This is a genomic window from Neorhizobium sp. AL 9.2.2, from assembly GCF_013317225.1.
GTDB lineage: Bacteria > Pseudomonadota > Alphaproteobacteria > Rhizobiales > Rhizobiaceae > Neorhizobium > Neorhizobium soli.
The window spans coordinates 426,871-442,193 of record NZ_JAALXU010000001.1 but is presented as its reverse complement, the minus strand read 5'-3'; the positions used below and the strand labels follow the sequence as shown (position 1 = coordinate 442,193).

Here is a 15,323-nt window from a genome sequence, read left to right as displayed (position 1 = left end):
ATTCACACTACAATACCCATATTTAACTCCATTATACGATTAACCTAGCGATTGGTTTTGTTTATTGAGGAATCTGCAAGAGCATATCCATGCTGTAACCACGATTCGATGTCGTGCTACTCGACATTTCACTGATCAGCAGCGGTGATGGACGGCATGCGCGGGTGTCCGGCGACGGCAGGAGTGGGAATGCGAGTGATATTCGATCTGACGCTTGCCACGCGCAAGCCGGAGATTACCGGTGTCGAACGTTACGGGATCAATCTATTCGAGGCATTCCGGAAAATTTGCCCTGGCAGCACGGCCTATGTCATGTCGACGTCGTTTTTTTCGAGCGACGACAACCTGGTCCTCTGCCAGCATCCTTTGATGGCCTGGCTCACTTTGCCGTTCAGACTGGCATCTTCCAGTTACGATGCGGCCGTCTTTCCGAGCATGCCGGCAAGTCCGCTCTCCATATCATCCAGACTGCCCCTCTATCGCATCATTCACGACGACTTCCCCTGGACAAGGGGACAGGAGATGCCGATCAAGGGGCGCCTTCTGTTTCGGGATGTGGAGCGCGCCGTTTCATCCCGATACCGCGCCATCTTTGCGCCAACCGGCTACTCGGCGGCAAAGCTTCGTCCGATCTTTCCCTCCCATGATGTGAGCGAGATCGGCAACGCCCCCGCGCTGCCGTTCAACGGCGAATTGTCCGAGATCGCGGAACTGCGGGGCAAAGACTTCGTCCTGAGCGTGGGGACGGTGGAGCCCCGAAAGAACTACGAAAAGATCATCGACGTCGCGGCAGCGCTTCAACCGCACAATGTCCTGTCGGTCGTTGTTGGTCGCAGCGGTTGGGGAAATATCGCCACCGATCTCGACCGGGCGAGCAACGACCCAACGAGCAACATCCGATGGATGAAGGACATATCCGACAGCCAGTTGCGGTGGCTTTACGCAAACTGCCGGTCGTTCCTGTCTTTGTCGCATGACGAGGGGTTCAATATGCCGCTCGTCGAGGCAGGGTCGCTGGGCTGCAGCATTGTCGCGTCCGACATCGCCATCCACCGGACTGTTTCTCCGCCATGGGGACGGCTGGTCTCGCCGGGCACCCCCGCTGACGAGATCGCGACTGAGATCATGACGGCTCCGCGAGCGACTGAGAGCGCGTATCTTGCCTACAGAGCCCGGTATTCCTGGGATTTTATCGCGGCCAACCTGCTTTCGAAAATCCAGGCCCAAAGACGCACCGGAGCACGGTCCCATGCCTGAGCACCAGTTGACCATGCTCTGGCATGAAGCCGGAAACTCGCACTACCATGACCGATTTGTCGAGCTTTCGAAGGTCGCCAATCTCACGGTCATGGGCCCAAAAACCTTTCAAGGCACAACATTCGACCCTGAAAAATTCCGCTTCCCGGTGAAGCTGTTTAATTCCGTCTTGTCGTCGCACTGGCTGACATTCATTCCGAGCACCATCGCTTTCTACCGGGAAGCGCGACGGGCGGACATTCTCTACGTTCATGAGGAACCGCACTCGCTTGTCGCGTTCCTAAGCGCCACCCTGCGTCTCGGGCGGCCGATGTACATCGAAAGCTCGGCCATCAATCTCAAGGGAAACCTCTCCGGATGGAATGTCCTCGAGCGGTTCGTCTATAAAACAGCAACCAAGATCATTCCCAAGAACCATGAGGTCGCCGATGTCCTTCACAGACGGGGGGCTCCCCGGAGCAAGATCTCAAGCCCCATCGGTAACGGCGTTTCAAAGTCGTCGTTTTCGATCGTCGATAAGTCGGCGGCACGTTCTGGGCTTGCGCAAAAGTATCCGCAGGTCTCCGATGCATTCAAGAAGGGCGGTCTCGTTCTCGGCTATGCCGGGCGGATCTGGCAGCCGAAAGGGATAGAGATCCTGGCGCAGCTTGCACAGGAACTCCCGGTCACGATCCTCGCCTGCGGGCCGGTCGCAGATGATTATCTGGTCGATACACTCGTTGCGGCGGGGGTAACGGTTCTTCCCAGCCTTCAAAAAGATGATCTGCGGACATTTTACAGCGCGCTCGATCTCTTCATTCTGCCGAGCCTCTCGACGAAGAACTGGCGGGAACAGTTCGGCCGTGTCTGCATCGAGGCGATCTATTGCGGGACGCCGGCTGTCGGTTCGTATGTGGGCGGCATTCCGATGGTGATCGGCGCCAGCCAGACCTTCGGGGCAGGCAATATCGAGCAGGCCAAGGCACTGCTGACCAAACTTTCAGACGAGGCGGAGCGGGCGGAAATCCTGCGGTGGCAGACCGCCCATGTCGATCAGAGTTTTTCCTGGAAAGCGATTGCAGAGCAAGTTTTAGCCGTCACACACTTAAAGAGATAAATGCAATGACCGAAGACCGACTTGGGTCCAGAGATAAAATATTCGGTTTATCCTTTTACGAATATTCCGACGACGCTCTCGTAGAACAGGCTGTTTCTCCCCTTTCCGAGACGGACGGGGTAAAACTGGTCGTCACTGCGAATACGGATCACGTCTCCAACCTGTACAAGAATCCTGAATTCAGACGTGCTTACGACAGTGCGTGGTCAGTCACGATCGATGGCATGCCCGTCTTTCTCTATGCGAAACTGTGCGGCGCGGCCGTCAAGCAGCGGATACCAGGCGCCGATCTCTTTCCCAAGCTGCTCGATGCCCTGACAGACAAGAACCATCGGCCGTTCTTCGTCTGCTCGAGCCAGGCGACGGCGGACGGGCTGGCAGTCCAGATGACGGCACGTGGCTTCCCGGAGGCCGGCTTCGGCTACGCGATACCGCCGTTTGGTTTTGAAAAACAACCCTCTCATACGCGCGACCTGCTGAGCGCGATCCGCGACAACCGCACAACGCATCTGTTCATGGGTATCGGCGCGCCCAAATCCGAGATTTGGGTGAACCAGAACAGATCCGCGCTTGGGCACCTTTACGCCTTCTGCTTCGGCGCGGCTCTCGAATTCACAGCCGGCACCAAGACTCGAGCGCCAAAGGTTTTCCGTCTGGTTGGAATGGAATGGTTCTGGCGAGTGGCCACCGAGCCCCGTCGCTTGTTCAAACGGTACTTCATCAGTTCCTGGGGCTTTTTCTCAGCCGTTGTCGCCGATCTGAACCAATCCAGAATAAGCTCGTAGGTGGCCCGATGTATGATGTCTCCGTGATCATTCCAGTCGTATCGAAAAGCAGTCGTCTGCCGCGCACCCGCGAAGTGGTGCGGCGATTGCAGGAGCAGAGGGCGATCGCGCTTGAAATCATCATCGTGATGCAGGGGTTCGACGAGACCGAAACGATCGGCATTGATGGTGTTAAAACCGTATTCTCGCGCGTGTTCAGCTCGTCGCATTCCCGAAATGTCGGCGCCTGTCACGCGACGGCCGATCTCATCTCGTTTCTGGATGACGACACATATCCGGCCGCGAGCGATTTCTACCGCAGGGTGAAAACCATTCTCGATGTCGGCGCGGTCGATTTCGTCACCTGCAACATCGTCTCGAACGGCAAGCGGCTGGCTGCAAGCCGGATCGAAAGCGATGTCCAAATCAACAGGCAAACCATCATCGGCAACATGTGGGAACCGGGGCTGACGCTTCGCCGCAAGACGTTCTTAAAATTCCAGTTCGATGCCACGCTGGGTATCGGCGCCATTCATGGATCGGGAGAGGGCTTCGATCTCGGGGCACGTTTGGTCGATGCCGGCCTGAAGGGCAAGCGGTTGGCCGGCCTGGAAATCGACCATCCGCCTTTGCCGTTGAACTCCGAATTCGATGTCCAGCGCACGTTCTACTACTCGCTTGGCAACGGCAGCTCCCTGGTCGCCAGAGGGTTCCACAAGGCCTATGCAAAGCAACTCTTCAAGCAGGTCGCAAAGACGGTGCTCTATCCATGTCTCAACAGGTGGAGCGAGGCGAAGCTTGCCCTGCTGCGGCTTGCCTGCCTGCTGATCGGGCCGGCGATCCCGCGCGGCGTTCCGAAGATCATTCCAAACCAGTTGGCGAAGGACCTGATCGACGGTGAAATCGACCCGTTCCCTAAGGTGGAACCTCGGATCGACCGGGCCACAGCCTAGACCATTCGCATGACGCGACCGAAATATCACCGATCGGGTTCACATGTCCTATTTGAAACTGGCAATCAAGGGTACGAGCTGGTCGCTTGCGCAGGTGCTCGTCGAGCGGCTGACGCAGACCGTGGTGTTTCTGATTGCGGCAGCCTTGCTCGGGCCGCATGAGTTTGGTGTCGCAGCGCTTTCAACCGCGCCGGCCGTGATCATCGCGTCCACCCTGCAGTCCGGAAGCCAGGTGGTGATACAGCGGCGATTGCTCGACGATGACTTCGTCAATTCGGTCTTCGGTCTCTTCCTTCTGCTTGGCCTTTGCGGCTCGGCGCTACTGTTGATAGCGAGCGCCCTTCTCCGCCACCTGGAAACCTTCTCCGGCCTCAGTGGGATGGTTGCCGTGACGTCGATCGCTCCCCTTGTCTCAGCGCTCGCGGTCGTGCCGGAAGGACTGCTCGCGCGAGATTTCGCCTACAAGGTACTGGCGGTCCGAAAGTCGGCCGGGTTGCTTGTGGGTGGGATTGTCTGCTGCGCGCTTGCGTTTTCGGGGTTCGGCGCCTGGAGCATCGTTGCAGTCGTCGTGATAACGCCGATCGTTGCGGCGATGGTCAGTGTTGTGGCGGCGCGCTGGAAGCCAACGGCCATGCCGACGCTGATCTCGATGCGGTCGACGCTGAATTTCTCGTTCGCCGTAATCGGAATGTCGGCAGTCACGCAGATCAACGTGCGCTCTGCCGATGTGGTGGTCGGTTTGGTCGCGACACCGACAGCGACGGGTGTTTTTCGGCTATCACGCACGGTGCTTGATCTCGCATCAAGCCTGTTTCTCAATCCGATCAACAACATCCTGCTCCCAATCTTTTCGAGGATGGGTGAGGATCGTGACCGGATGATAAGCACGATGTGGAGGTCATGCGCGGTAACAGGCCTTGTTGCCGCGATACCTTTTGTCGCTTCCGCTTTTTCAGCGCCCTATGTCGCATTTATGTTTTTTGGAGACAGGTGGCCACAACTGCCCGAAACGATAACACTGATGCTGGTGGCGCTACCGTTCATTGCGGTTGTCGTGCCAGTGCAAACCTTCCTGGTTGCAACAGGACACCCAAGCTTGGCATTCCTGAACAATGTTTACCAGGCACTTGCTGATGTCGCGATGATTGCAGTCGGAGCATATTTCGGGATTTTTTGGGCAGCAGCGATGTTCAGCCTGAGATTCTCTCTGACAGCGTTGTTTATTCTCCTGGCCGTGCAGAAACGATTCAGTGAGATCAACGCGTTTGATGGGATCAAAACAACATTTCCGGCGCTTGTCGCGATTGCGATCGTATCAACCCTGACCGGGTTTCTATGGCTATGGCAGCTCGATCTCAAACACTTATCAGTCGCTGTATCATTTAGCGTTACGGCCTCTCTGGCATACGCATTGATATGCGCGTTCGTATTTCACGATCGTATCCGGCCAGTTCTTGAGATCTGGAAGGCGCGGCGCGTTCGTGCGCCGACTGCTGCCTGATCTAAAGCCCGGCTGTCTCGCAGGCTGGCCTTCGTCTCGAGGTCCTGGGGAAGGTTGGTGGTCTGATACGGTATCATCGTAACCGTCGGGGCGTCCGACCTGATCGATCAGGACAGCGCGCCGGTGCCTGACGAGTGCGACCCTAGTTTACCATTGGTTGGCAACAAAGGTCGGGCGGTCGTTGGATGGCCCGATCTTGACCCAGATCCTAGGGCTGTTCTGCGACTGCATCATGATCCAGGTCAGGTCGGTCTTCTTCCACGGCTTGATTTCAGAGAACCGGTTGTCCAGCACCAGGTCGCCGGCGGATGTCTTTGCAACCAGCACCGCATGTCCCTCTCCGGACCGCGTTCTTGCCACAGCCATTCTCAGCGATCCGGAAGGCCAGCCTAGGGAGATGAGGTGTTTGCGCTTCGTGAGCGCGTAATCTTCGCAATCGCCTGACGCCACGTCAATGCTCCACTCGTCGGAGCCGTCGGCATCATTGACGGGACGGACGGTGCGATTGATGCCTGAATTCACCGAAAGCAGTTGCGCCTTGCGATCATCAGTCAGTTCGACGATGCCGTCGCCGCCGGTATCGGCGCACTGCTCCTGATTGCTACGGCAGAATTTCGCAAAAGCGTAAGGTGCAAGCGCAAAACCACTTTCCTGGATGCGCTGCATTGAGCCTCTCACATCCCGCAGAATGCCGACAGGGCCAGCCGCCATCGTTACCGATGGAACTGCGAAAAACGCCAGAGTCATGACTATCGAATGCAGTTTCATGGCACGTCTCCATGTGGAATGGAGAGAAATTTACCTGCATTCGTTGTATATCACGTTTTGAGAAAGTGTAAGATTTTAATCGTCGTGCAGATTGAATTTTTCTTTTTAAGAACTACTGCAGATATCGATTTGCTGATGGTTCAAGGAACTGCTGCCATCAGGGCAATAAAAAAGGCCGGAGCGAATACACGCGCCGACCTCCCTGCATTGCTCTCAGCCACTGCGCCAGTACATCCGTGGTCGCCGACGAAAACAATGTTGTAGCCAAGATATGGTAGCTCGATCCAGATATTCAACAGGGAACCTGGATCAAAAATGGGGGCAGCGGCTCAATGCGCTGCCCCTCATCACCTCAAAAGGCTAGACGCCCTCAGTAGGGCGAGTTGCACTGCGCGCGAACGCCCGCACGTGGCACGTAGCTGTTATCCGATGCACGGTAGCTGCGGTAGCGGTCGGCACACCACTGGACGTGAGCACGGGTACCTGCGCGGGCCGGGCGACTTGTCACGGCACCGCCGATGATTGCGCCAGCGCCGAATGCTGCGAGGGGATACCAGAAACCATCGGAATGACGGCGATAGCCCGGACGGCGGTCACGGTATCCACGGTGGCCCTGGTGCCAGCCCCGACGATCACGCATTTCCCGGCGTTCGCGCATGTCACGACGATACTGGACATGTTCGACATCGGATACCTGAGGCGACTTCACCATCGGCAGGGGTGCGGCAGTCGCCGGGACAAGCGAGGTGAGGCCCAGTGCCACCGCAAGCGACGACGCGGTCAGAAACTTCGTAACAATATGCATATTAGTTCTCCGTGTTATGGAGAGACAACACATTGACGCAACAGGGAGTTCCCTCATCACGCGAGAGTGAGGCCCGCGTTACAGGTGTTTCCAACCTTGAGCGATCGCGACAACGGGAACAGCGGCCAATACATCGTTTAAATCTTAAATAAGCATTCTCCGCTATTTCTGATTGTTCAGAGCGTGCGGAGCATCCCATGGGCTTTTACGGCAACCCCTTCGGCTACGAGTATCAGTTCCCAAACAGGCTTACGCCGTCCCTCGACAAGGACGTCGTCAGCGTGGTTGACACCACCGCGGTTGCCGCGCTTACCGTCAATACAAAGTCGCTGTTCCAGCTGAAACTGCAGGACAACTCGATCCGCTTCGAGTTTACCCAGTATGCCTTGTGGACCTCTGGTTACAAGCCGACTTCAAGCGATACCGCCAGCGCTGTGCACTTCAACGGGCCGGTGTTTACCGATATCAACAACAACCTTTCGCCGATCGTCGGCGTCTCGATCAAGAGCAATATTGCCGGCCTCGACAGCCGGGACGTTTCGTTCGACTACAACAAGATCGCGATCGACTTTACAGGCATCAAGGCGGGTCCGACGTCGTACATCACAGTGACCGTGACCTTCAATGAACCCAAGCTTGGGGGTGACGGCAACGACGTGCTTAACGGATCGCGTTACGCAGACATCATGTCCGGCGGCAAGGGCGACGACAAGCTGATGAGCAGCGCCGGCGCCGACAAGATGGACGGTGGTGCCGGAACCGATACCGTCTCCTACGCCAATGCCACCATGGCAATTGTTGCGAGCCTCGCCTCGCCGCAGGGCAATACAAACAATGCCAAGGGCGACACCTATACCTCGATCGAGAACCTCATCGGGTCGCAATACCGCGACGTGCTGACGGGCGACCAGGGCTCGAACGTCCTTTCCGGCGGCCTTTCGAACGATCGCCTGACAGGCGGCGAAGGCGCGGACAGTTTCGTGTTCGACACGCGACTGAACAAGAAGGGCAATGTGGATACGATCACGGATTTCTCCGTCGCGGATGACACGATCTGGCTCGACACGGATATATTCACAAAGGCCGGCACGGTTGGGGATCTCGCATCGGATGCATTCCATAGCGGCACCGCGGCCAGCGACGCATCCGACCGGATCATCTACGACAAGGCGACCGGCCGTCTCTACTACGACGCCGATGGAACCGGCAAATACGGGCAGATGCTGTTTGCCACCGTCGACAAGGGCCTCAACATCACCGCAGCCGACTTCGACATCATCGCCTGATCGTAGTCGGCAGGCTTTTGCGCTACGCTGCCTGCTGGACGAAATGACCCGGCGAGACCTCGAGATAGGTGCGCTTCGGCGCCACGTAATCGAGCGGCCTAACGGGGCTTTTTATCTCTTCGGACAATGGTGGCGGCGTCTCACCGCGGCGTGACGGGTCGGGAACCGGCACGGCGGAAATCAGCCGGCGGGTATAGGCATGCTGCGGATTGTCGAAAATCGCCGACCGCGGCCCGATCTCCACGATTTCTCCAAGGAACATGACAGCGACCCGATGGCTCATGCGCTCCACGACGGCCATGTCGTGGGAGATGAACAGGTAGGCCAGACCGTGTTTTTCCTGAAGCTCGAGCAGCAGGTTTGAGACCTGCGCCTTGACCGTGACGTCGAGTGCCGAGACCGCTTCGTCGGCAACGATGAATTTCGGCTCCAGCGCGAGCGCGCGCGCGATCGAGATGCGCTGGCGCTGCCCGCCCGAGAATTCATGGGGATGGCGATCGGCCATCGCGGCTGAAAGCCCCACCTGTTCCAGCAGTTCTGAAACCCGCGCCTTGGCCTCGCGCTTGCCCATCATTTTATGCGCAAGGACCGGCTCGGCAATGGCCGAACCGACGGTGATGCGCGGATTGAGCGAGGCAAACGGATCCTGGAAGATCATCTGCGAATTGCGACGCATGGTTCGCAGATCGCGCGTGCCCGCCTTGGTCACATCCTGGCCGTCGATCACGATCGAGCCGGCGGAGGGATTGAGCAGACGGATGATCGCGCGTCCGGTCGTCGACTTGCCGCAACCGGATTCACCGACCAGCGACAGTGTTTCACCGGGGCGCAGATCGAAGGATACGTCTTCCACCGCATGGACTCGACCATTCGGCAGGTCGAAGCGGACGGCGAGATTTTCCACCCTGAGGATCGGTGCGACGGTCTGGGAAACCGGTTTCATCTCGCGGCCTTCGGTCGCTACTCCCGTCGCGGGATCGACCTCGGGGAAGCGCTTGGGCGCCACGCACGCGCCCATCGCGCCGAGGCGCGGGATCGAGGCGAGCAGCGACTTCGTGTAGATCGCCTTCGGACTTGCGAAGATCTCGGTGGTCGGACCGGTCTCGATCATGTCGCCGCGGAACATCACCACCGTGCGGTCGGCGATTTCGGCCACCACGCCCATGTCGTGGGTGATGAACAGCACGCCCATGTTTTCCTCGCGCTGCAACTCGCGCAGCAGGTGGAGGATTTCGGCCTGGATGGTCACATCCAGCGCCGTCGTCGGTTCGTCGGCGATCAGCAGTTTCGGACGGCAGGCAAGCGCCATGGCAATCATCACGCGCTGGCGCATGCCGCCGGAGAACTTGTGCGGATATTCGTGCAGCCGCGCCTTGGCGGCGGGGATGCGCACCCGCTCCATCAGCCGCACGGTCTCGGCCTCGGCTTGGCCCCACGACAGGCCGCGATGCAGGACCAGCGCTTCGGCAATCTGGTTGCCGATGGTGAAGACCGGGTTGAGCGAGGTCATCGGCTCCTGGAAGATCATGCCGATCGAGCCGCCGCGGACCTTGCGCATATCGGATTCGCTTGCGGCAAGCAGGTCCTTGCCGTCGAGCAGGATTCGGCCCTCGGTGCGCGAGCGTCCCGGCGGCAGGAGCCGCATGGTGGAGAGCGCTGTGACGCTTTTGCCAGAACCGCTCTCGCCGACGATCGCCACCGTCTCACCGGCATCGACGGACAGGCTGATGTTGCGGATGACGGCCTTCCATCCTTCCGGCGTCTTGAAGGAGGTCGTCAGGTTTTCGACCGACAGAACAGGCGGGGTCGTTTTTACTGTGTCGGTCATGATCAGCTTTCCTTCGCCAGCCGTGGATCGACGAGATCGCGCAGGCCATCGCCCAGCAACTGCAGGGAGAGAACCGAAAACACGATGGCAAGGCCCGGAAAGACCATCAGCCACGGAGCGTTGTTCATGTATTCGCGGCCCGAAGCCAGCATCGTGCCCCAGGTCGGCATATCGGTGGAAACACCGACGCCGAGGAAAGAGAGGCTCGCTTCCGCAAGCATGGCAGAGGCGAAGACGAAGGTTGCCTGCACGAGGATGGGCGATGCGAGGTTGAGGAGAACGTGGCGGAGCAGGATCTGCCATGTGGGCAGACCCATGGCCACAGCTGCCTCGATATAGGGCAGTTCGCGCAACACCAGCGTCGAGCCGCGGATGATGCGGGCAAGACGCGGCGCGTAGGTGATGCCGAGCGCCAGGATGACGGTCGTGAGCGACGGACCGAGTGCCGCGACGAGCGCGATCGCGAGCAGGATATCGGGAAACGACATCATCGCATCGAGGAGGCGCGAAATCGGCGCGTCGAGCTTGCGGAAGAAGCCGGCAGCGACACCCAGAATGACCCCGAGAACCGTGGAAATGGCGACCACGCCGAGGCTGACCATCAGCGAGATGCGGCCTGCGAAGATGGCGCGCGAAAAGATGTCGCGGCCGAATTCGTCCGTGCCGAAGAAATTCGCCATCGACGGCGGCTTCAGCTTGTTGACGATCGACAGCTTGTTTGGCGCGTAAGGGGCGACCCAGGGCGCAAGCAGTGCAGCTGCAACGACGACCACCAGAATGATGGCGCCGGCCAGCATCGCGCGGTTTCCGAACAGGCGGCGAAGGCTTGACGCGAAGGGCATGGAAACGGAGGCCATGGTGTTCATAGGCGCACCCGCGGATCAACGATGATGTAGAGCATGTCGACGATGAAGTTGATGAGAACGTAGATGGCGGCAACGACGAGCAACGCGCCCTGGATGACCGGATAATCACGCCGCAACACGGCCGAGACGACGAGGTTGCCGACGCCGGGAAGGCCGAACACGGTTTCCGTCACGACAGCACCCGCGACCAGCATGGCGACCGACAGGCCGATGACGGTGATGATGGGGATCAGCGCGTTCTTCAAGGCGTGCTTGAGGATAACGCGGCCCTCGCCCGCTCCCTTGGCGCGTGCCGTGCGGACGTAATCGTCGCCGAGAACGTCCAGCATTGCGGCGCGCGTGAAGCGTGTGATGAGCGCCGAGTTGACGACGCCGAGTGCCACGGCCGGCAGGACGAGGTGATGCAGCCGCTCGAAGAACGGCGTACCCGGACCGCCATAGCCGGAAGCCGGGAACCAGCCCTGCCCGACCGCGAAGATCTGGATCAGCATCAGCCCGAGCCAGAAGCTCGGCACGCTTGCCGCAACCATGGTCAGCGTCACCACGATCTGGTCGAAGATCGTGCCGCGCTTGACGGCCGAGAGAATGCCGACAGGAAGCGCGATGGCAACCGCGATCAGGATCGAGAACAGCGTGAGGAAAAAGGTTGGCTCCGCACGCGCGGCAAGTGCAGTCGTGACCGGCTGGTTCAAGAAGATGGACTGACCGAGATCGCCTTTCAGAATGCCCAGCACGAACTGGCCGTACTGGACGAGCATGGGCGCATCGAGGCCCATGCGGGTGCGCAGCTGCGCGATGTCTTCCGGGGTCGCATCCGACCCCAGCATGACAGCGGCAGGATCGCCAGGCGTCACGCGAACGATGATGAAGACCACCGTCACGACGAGGGCGAGCACGATGGCCATGCCCCCCAGCCGTTTCAAAAGTGCCTGTGCGATCCTTGCCATAGCCAGTCCCTAGTTATCCAGCTTACTTCTTCGGGCTCACGTTCCAGAAATGCGGCCAGTAGGTCGGCTCATAACCGGAAACGCCGTTGGCGAGACCCGAAACACCATTGAAGTTGCCGACCTTGTAGAGCGGCGCATCGTCGTAGATGACCGTCTGGATTGCGTCCCATGCGGTCTTCTTGGCGTCGTCGGTCGTGGCGTCCATGTAGGTCGCAACGGCCTTGGTCTTTTGGTCGGAGACGTACCAGCCCGGATAGGTGTCGGTGATCGTGTTGATCGTCGTCGGATCGCCCGGGAAGTTGGAGTGGGTGATGAAGATGTCCCACTGCTTGGCGTCGGCGCGACGGGTCGTCAGCGTCGCCCAGTCGACCACCTGCAGATCGACCTTGAAGCCTGCAGCTTCCAGATAGGCCTTCGCGACTTCGCCGATCTTGTAGTGGAATTCGTACTGGCGGCTGGTCATCAGGCGCAGCGGCTGGCCATCGTAACCGGCAGCCTTGAGCAGCTTGGCCGCCGCTTCCGGATCGCCTTCGCCATAACGGGCAACGCCCGCTTCGGTGTGCCAGACGGAGCCTTCCGGGAAGATCGAGGCATCGACGCTGAAGAAGCGGTCGTCGGAGAAAGCGGCGAGCATCATGTCGGAAGCATTGAGCGCTGCCTGAACGGCCTGACGGAGTTCCTTCTTAACCAGAAGGCCTTCCTTCATGTTCATGTTCATCGATGCCCAGCCGGCATTCTTGAAGATGACTGGCTTGGCATTGCTGCTCTTTTCGACGCGCTCATAGGCGCTGACCGGCAGCGAGTCGGCGAAATCGAACTGGCCGGAGATGAGGCCTTCGACGCGGGTATTGGCGTCTGGAACCGGCACGAAACGGATTTCCTTGGCGATCGCCTCGCGCTTGCCGGCATAGTTGCTCGGCTCACCCTCAGGCGACTTGTAGCCGTCGAAACGGACGAGCTGGGTGTACTGGTCGGGCTTGCGTTCCTTCAGCGAGTAAGGACCCGTGCCGACGAATTCGGTCAACGTATCTGCGATCTTTTCGGATGGCAGGATGACCGACGCCTGCGACAGGGTCGCGAGCAGCGGCGCATAGCGCGACTTCAGCTTGATGACGATGGCATGGTCGCCATCTTCCGCGACGCTTTCGACGACGCCGGCAACCTGCTTGCCCTTGGAATTGATCGTCATCCAGCGCTTCAGCGAGGCGGTGACGTCCTTGGCATCGAAGTCGCTGCCATCGTGAAACTTCACGCCTTCGCGCAGCGGGATCTTGTAGGTAAGACCATCTTCCGAAAGCGTCGGCATGGCAGCGGCCAGAAGCGGCACGGACTTCCACTCGGCGTCGTAGGTGTAGAGCGTTTCGAAAATGTGCTGGTCGATCGTCAGCACGATATCGGTCGGCGTCTGCATCACGTCGAGCGACGGCGGCTCGCCGATCGTTGCAACCGTCAGCACGCCGTCGCCTGCCTGGGCATTCGCCTTTGTCAGCGCGAGGCTGCTGGTGCCGGCCAAAGCCGCCAGCGTCATGAGAACAAGTGCACTCTTTTTCATTATCATCCCCTTGTTGTCTTCAGTGATCAAATCCCGGCCGGCTTTCCTGTCCGGTCGAAAATTCAGGCATCCAGTCCCAGCGGATCGGCGACGCGCGGCCATATTTCGAGGCTCGCCTTGCGATAGGGCGTCGTTGCGGGATTGGTCGGGTAACAGGTCGGCGCGGCGATATAGACGATCTCGGACGAGACCGGCTGGAAGCCCGCGTGAAAATGGTTGGTCGACTTGACGAGCAGATAGGATTTGGCCGCAAATGCGATGCCCTGATTGGCAAAGATGTCGGGCTCGTAGGTCTGGGTGCGGCTGGTGATCAGCACGATATCGATATGGGTACCGACCGGGCGCACGACGGCGGTGCTGCCCAGCGTAACGCGGCTGTTGCGAAAGCTCTGCCAGCCCGCATCGAACACGCTTTGCACCGTGACGCGCAGATCGAGCGGTTCACCGCCTTCCGGACCGGATTTTCCACCAATGCGCAGGCTGAGTTCCGCGCCCTCTCCTGCCGCCTGGCAGAAGGTGACGGCAATCGGATCCCAGATGGTCGCAACGGCGAAATCATCCATGCCGCGCTCCATCATCCGGCGCAGGATGAAGGTCGCATCACCCGCCACGCCGCCGCCGGGATTGTCCCAGACATCGGCGATCGTCACCGGCAATCCGGGATGCGAGGCGCGGATCAACACGGCCTTGTCGAGGCCCGCTTCGGTATCGAGCATGGGCATCGCAGTCTGCCGGCGCAGGCTGTAGAGCTCGCGACCGAGAGAGGCCGCAAGCGCATCGCCCTTGGCCTTGTCGTTGTCGGTCACGACGACGATGCGGGTGCCCATGTCGGGCAGGTCGCCGGCCATGAAGCCGTGAATGACCGAGGCAGATAGAATGCCGTCCTTGCCTTCCATCGCTTGCATGCGATCGACGAAGGAGCGCATCGGCTCGCGGCTGGTCGGGAAGATCGTGATCATCCGGCAGTCGAATGTGGAGATGACCGGCTTGATCTTGCCCTTCAAGGCCTGCAGCGCCAGCTCGACCACGTGTTCACCGCGCTGTTCGAAATCCGTATGGGGGAATTCGAGGAAGGCAGCCATGATATCGAGATTGGCGACGCGCAGGGGCGTCAGGTGACTGTGCGGATCGAATTCGGCGGCAACCAGAACATCCGGGCCGACGATCTGCCGGACACGGGCCAGAAAATCACCTTCCGGATCGTCATAGCCCTGCGCTGCCATTGCACCGTGGAGACCGAGCACGACGCCATCGACGGGAAGTGCTGCCGTCAGTTCGGCGAGGATCAGGTCGCGCAGCGCCTCATAGGTCTGGCGCTGGATCAGGCCGGCGGGCTCTGCCCAGCAGGACGTGCCCTCGATCACGGTAAAACCTTCGGCCCGGCCGCGGCGGCGCAGAATTGGCACGACGGACGAGCACAGCGTCGGCGTATCCGGATGCTCGCCCGGACCGGCGAAGAACGCCGCCTTAAAGGCGTTCATATCCGTCGGGACGGGAGAGAATGTGTTGGTCTCGGTCGCCAGCGAGGCGGTGAAGATGCGCATATGTCTTATCCGGATAGGTCCAACGGCATCAGGCTCCCGTCATGGTCACCGAGCGCCAGCACCCCTATTGCATGAATTTTGTCGATCGCCGGAGCAGGCATGCCACGCTCCGGAAAACCTCAGTCCCGTTTCTCGTTCAGTTCGCCCATTCACCAT

The 15,323-nt window shown here is 59.5% G+C and carries 13 protein-coding genes; 6 read left to right on the top strand and 7 right to left on the bottom strand.

The window, feature by feature from the left end:
• The first annotated feature begins 189 nt into the window (after window positions 1-189).
• Genes G6K99_RS02200 through G6K99_RS02180 form a run of 5 tightly spaced genes read left to right on the top strand, consistent with a single transcriptional unit; the run spans window position 190 to window position 5,571 of the window.
• Entirely contained in the window at window positions 190-1,257 is a 1,068-nt protein-coding gene (locus G6K99_RS02200) for a glycosyltransferase (RefSeq protein ID WP_174195583.1), read from the top strand.
• Entirely contained in the window at window positions 1,250-2,353 is a 1,104-nt protein-coding gene (locus G6K99_RS02195) for a glycosyltransferase family 4 protein (RefSeq protein WP_174195582.1), read from the top strand. The genes G6K99_RS02200 and G6K99_RS02195 overlap by 8 nt, the downstream gene beginning before the upstream one ends.
• Window positions 2,354-2,358: 5 nt before the next feature.
• The gene (locus G6K99_RS02190) at window positions 2,359-3,138 is read left to right on the top strand and encodes a WecB/TagA/CpsF family glycosyltransferase (RefSeq protein WP_174195581.1); all 780 of its coding nucleotides are present in this window, start codon (window positions 2,359-2,361) and stop codon (window positions 3,136-3,138) included.
• Window positions 3,139-3,146: 8 nt separating this feature from the next.
• A complete protein-coding gene (locus G6K99_RS02185; protein WP_174195580.1) occupies window positions 3,147-4,070 on the top strand; it encodes a glycosyltransferase in 924 nt (307 codons plus the stop codon).
• Between the two features lie 43 nt (window positions 4,071-4,113).
• A complete protein-coding gene (locus G6K99_RS02180; RefSeq protein ID WP_174195579.1) occupies window positions 4,114-5,571 on the top strand; it encodes an oligosaccharide flippase family protein in 1,458 nt (485 codons plus the stop codon).
• 147 nt (window positions 5,572-5,718) lie between these two features.
• On the opposite strand, the gene G6K99_RS02175 is transcribed toward G6K99_RS02180, so the two are convergent.
• The gene (locus G6K99_RS02175; RefSeq protein ID WP_244631340.1) at window positions 5,719-6,339 is read right to left on the bottom strand and encodes a transglutaminase-like cysteine peptidase; all 621 of its coding nucleotides are present in this window, start codon (window positions 6,337-6,339) and stop codon (window positions 5,719-5,721) included.
• Between the two features lie 370 nt (window positions 6,340-6,709).
• Window positions 6,710-7,144 (bottom strand): BA14K family protein, encoded by a 435-nt coding sequence (locus tag G6K99_RS02170; protein ID WP_062453869.1) that lies wholly within the window; start codon window positions 7,142-7,144, stop codon window positions 6,710-6,712.
• 197 nt (window positions 7,145-7,341) lie between these two features.
• Between G6K99_RS02170 and G6K99_RS02165 the strand changes: the two genes are divergently transcribed.
• Window positions 7,342-8,430, top strand: coding sequence for a calcium-binding protein (locus tag G6K99_RS02165; RefSeq protein WP_174195578.1), 1,089 nt, complete (start codon window positions 7,342-7,344; stop codon window positions 8,428-8,430).
• Window positions 8,431-8,452: 22 nt separating this feature from the next.
• Here G6K99_RS02165 and G6K99_RS02160 read toward each other — a convergent pair whose 3' ends face one another.
• The 5 genes from G6K99_RS02160 to G6K99_RS02140 all read right to left on the bottom strand — a co-directional run bounded on the left by G6K99_RS02160 (window position 8,453) and on the right by G6K99_RS02140 (window position 15,167).
• Complete coding sequence (locus tag G6K99_RS02160; RefSeq protein ID WP_174195577.1) at window positions 8,453-10,258, bottom strand: ABC transporter ATP-binding protein; 1,806 nt, start codon at window positions 10,256-10,258, stop codon at window positions 8,453-8,455.
• A gap of 2 nt (window positions 10,259-10,260) precedes the next feature.
• The gene (locus tag G6K99_RS02155) at window positions 10,261-11,115 is read right to left on the bottom strand and encodes an ABC transporter permease (RefSeq protein WP_371816133.1); all 855 of its coding nucleotides are present in this window, start codon (window positions 11,113-11,115) and stop codon (window positions 10,261-10,263) included.
• Between the two features lie 5 nt (window positions 11,116-11,120).
• Complete coding sequence (locus G6K99_RS02150; protein ID WP_162759435.1) at window positions 11,121-12,062, bottom strand: ABC transporter permease; 942 nt, start codon at window positions 12,060-12,062, stop codon at window positions 11,121-11,123.
• A 31-nt stretch (window positions 12,063-12,093) separates the two neighbouring features.
• The gene (locus G6K99_RS02145) at window positions 12,094-13,623 is read right to left on the bottom strand and encodes an ABC transporter substrate-binding protein (protein ID WP_174195576.1); all 1,530 of its coding nucleotides are present in this window, start codon (window positions 13,621-13,623) and stop codon (window positions 12,094-12,096) included.
• A 62-nt stretch (window positions 13,624-13,685) separates the two neighbouring features.
• Complete coding sequence (locus tag G6K99_RS02140; protein WP_174195575.1) at window positions 13,686-15,167, bottom strand: M81 family metallopeptidase; 1,482 nt, start codon at window positions 15,165-15,167, stop codon at window positions 13,686-13,688.
• Window positions 15,168-15,323: the final 156 nt, after the last annotated feature.

Excerpts from the sequence above, each read along its gene's own strand:
- G6K99_RS02170 (WP_062453869.1), bottom strand. The coding sequence starts at position 7,144 with ATGCATATTGTTACGAAGTTTCTGACCGCGTCGTCGCTTGCGGTGGCA.
- G6K99_RS02195 (WP_174195582.1), top strand. The coding sequence starts at position 1,250 with ATGCCTGAGCACCAGTTGACCATGCTCTGGCATGAAGCCGGAAACTCG.
- G6K99_RS02200 (WP_174195583.1), top strand. The coding sequence starts at position 190 with ATGCGAGTGATATTCGATCTGACGCTTGCCACGCGCAAGCCGGAGATT.
- G6K99_RS02185 (WP_174195580.1), top strand. The coding sequence starts at position 3,147 with ATGTATGATGTCTCCGTGATCATTCCAGTCGTATCGAAAAGCAGTCGT.
- G6K99_RS02160 (WP_174195577.1), bottom strand. The coding sequence starts at position 10,258 with ATGACCGACACAGTAAAAACGACCCCGCCTGTTCTGTCGGTCGAAAAC.
- G6K99_RS02140 (WP_174195575.1), bottom strand. The coding sequence starts at position 15,167 with ATGCGCATCTTCACCGCCTCGCTGGCGACCGAGACCAACACATTCTCT.
- G6K99_RS02180 (WP_174195579.1), top strand. The coding sequence starts at position 4,114 with ATGTCCTATTTGAAACTGGCAATCAAGGGTACGAGCTGGTCGCTTGCG.
- G6K99_RS02175 (WP_244631340.1), bottom strand. The coding sequence starts at position 6,339 with ATGAAACTGCATTCGATAGTCATGACTCTGGCGTTTTTCGCAGTTCCA.
- G6K99_RS02165 (WP_174195578.1), top strand. The coding sequence starts at position 7,342 with ATGGGCTTTTACGGCAACCCCTTCGGCTACGAGTATCAGTTCCCAAAC.
- G6K99_RS02190 (WP_174195581.1), top strand. The coding sequence starts at position 2,359 with ATGACCGAAGACCGACTTGGGTCCAGAGATAAAATATTCGGTTTATCC.
- G6K99_RS02155 (WP_371816133.1), bottom strand. The coding sequence starts at position 11,115 with ATGGCCTCCGTTTCCATGCCCTTCGCGTCAAGCCTTCGCCGCCTGTTC.
- G6K99_RS02145 (WP_174195576.1), bottom strand. The coding sequence starts at position 13,623 with ATGAAAAAGAGTGCACTTGTTCTCATGACGCTGGCGGCTTTGGCCGGC.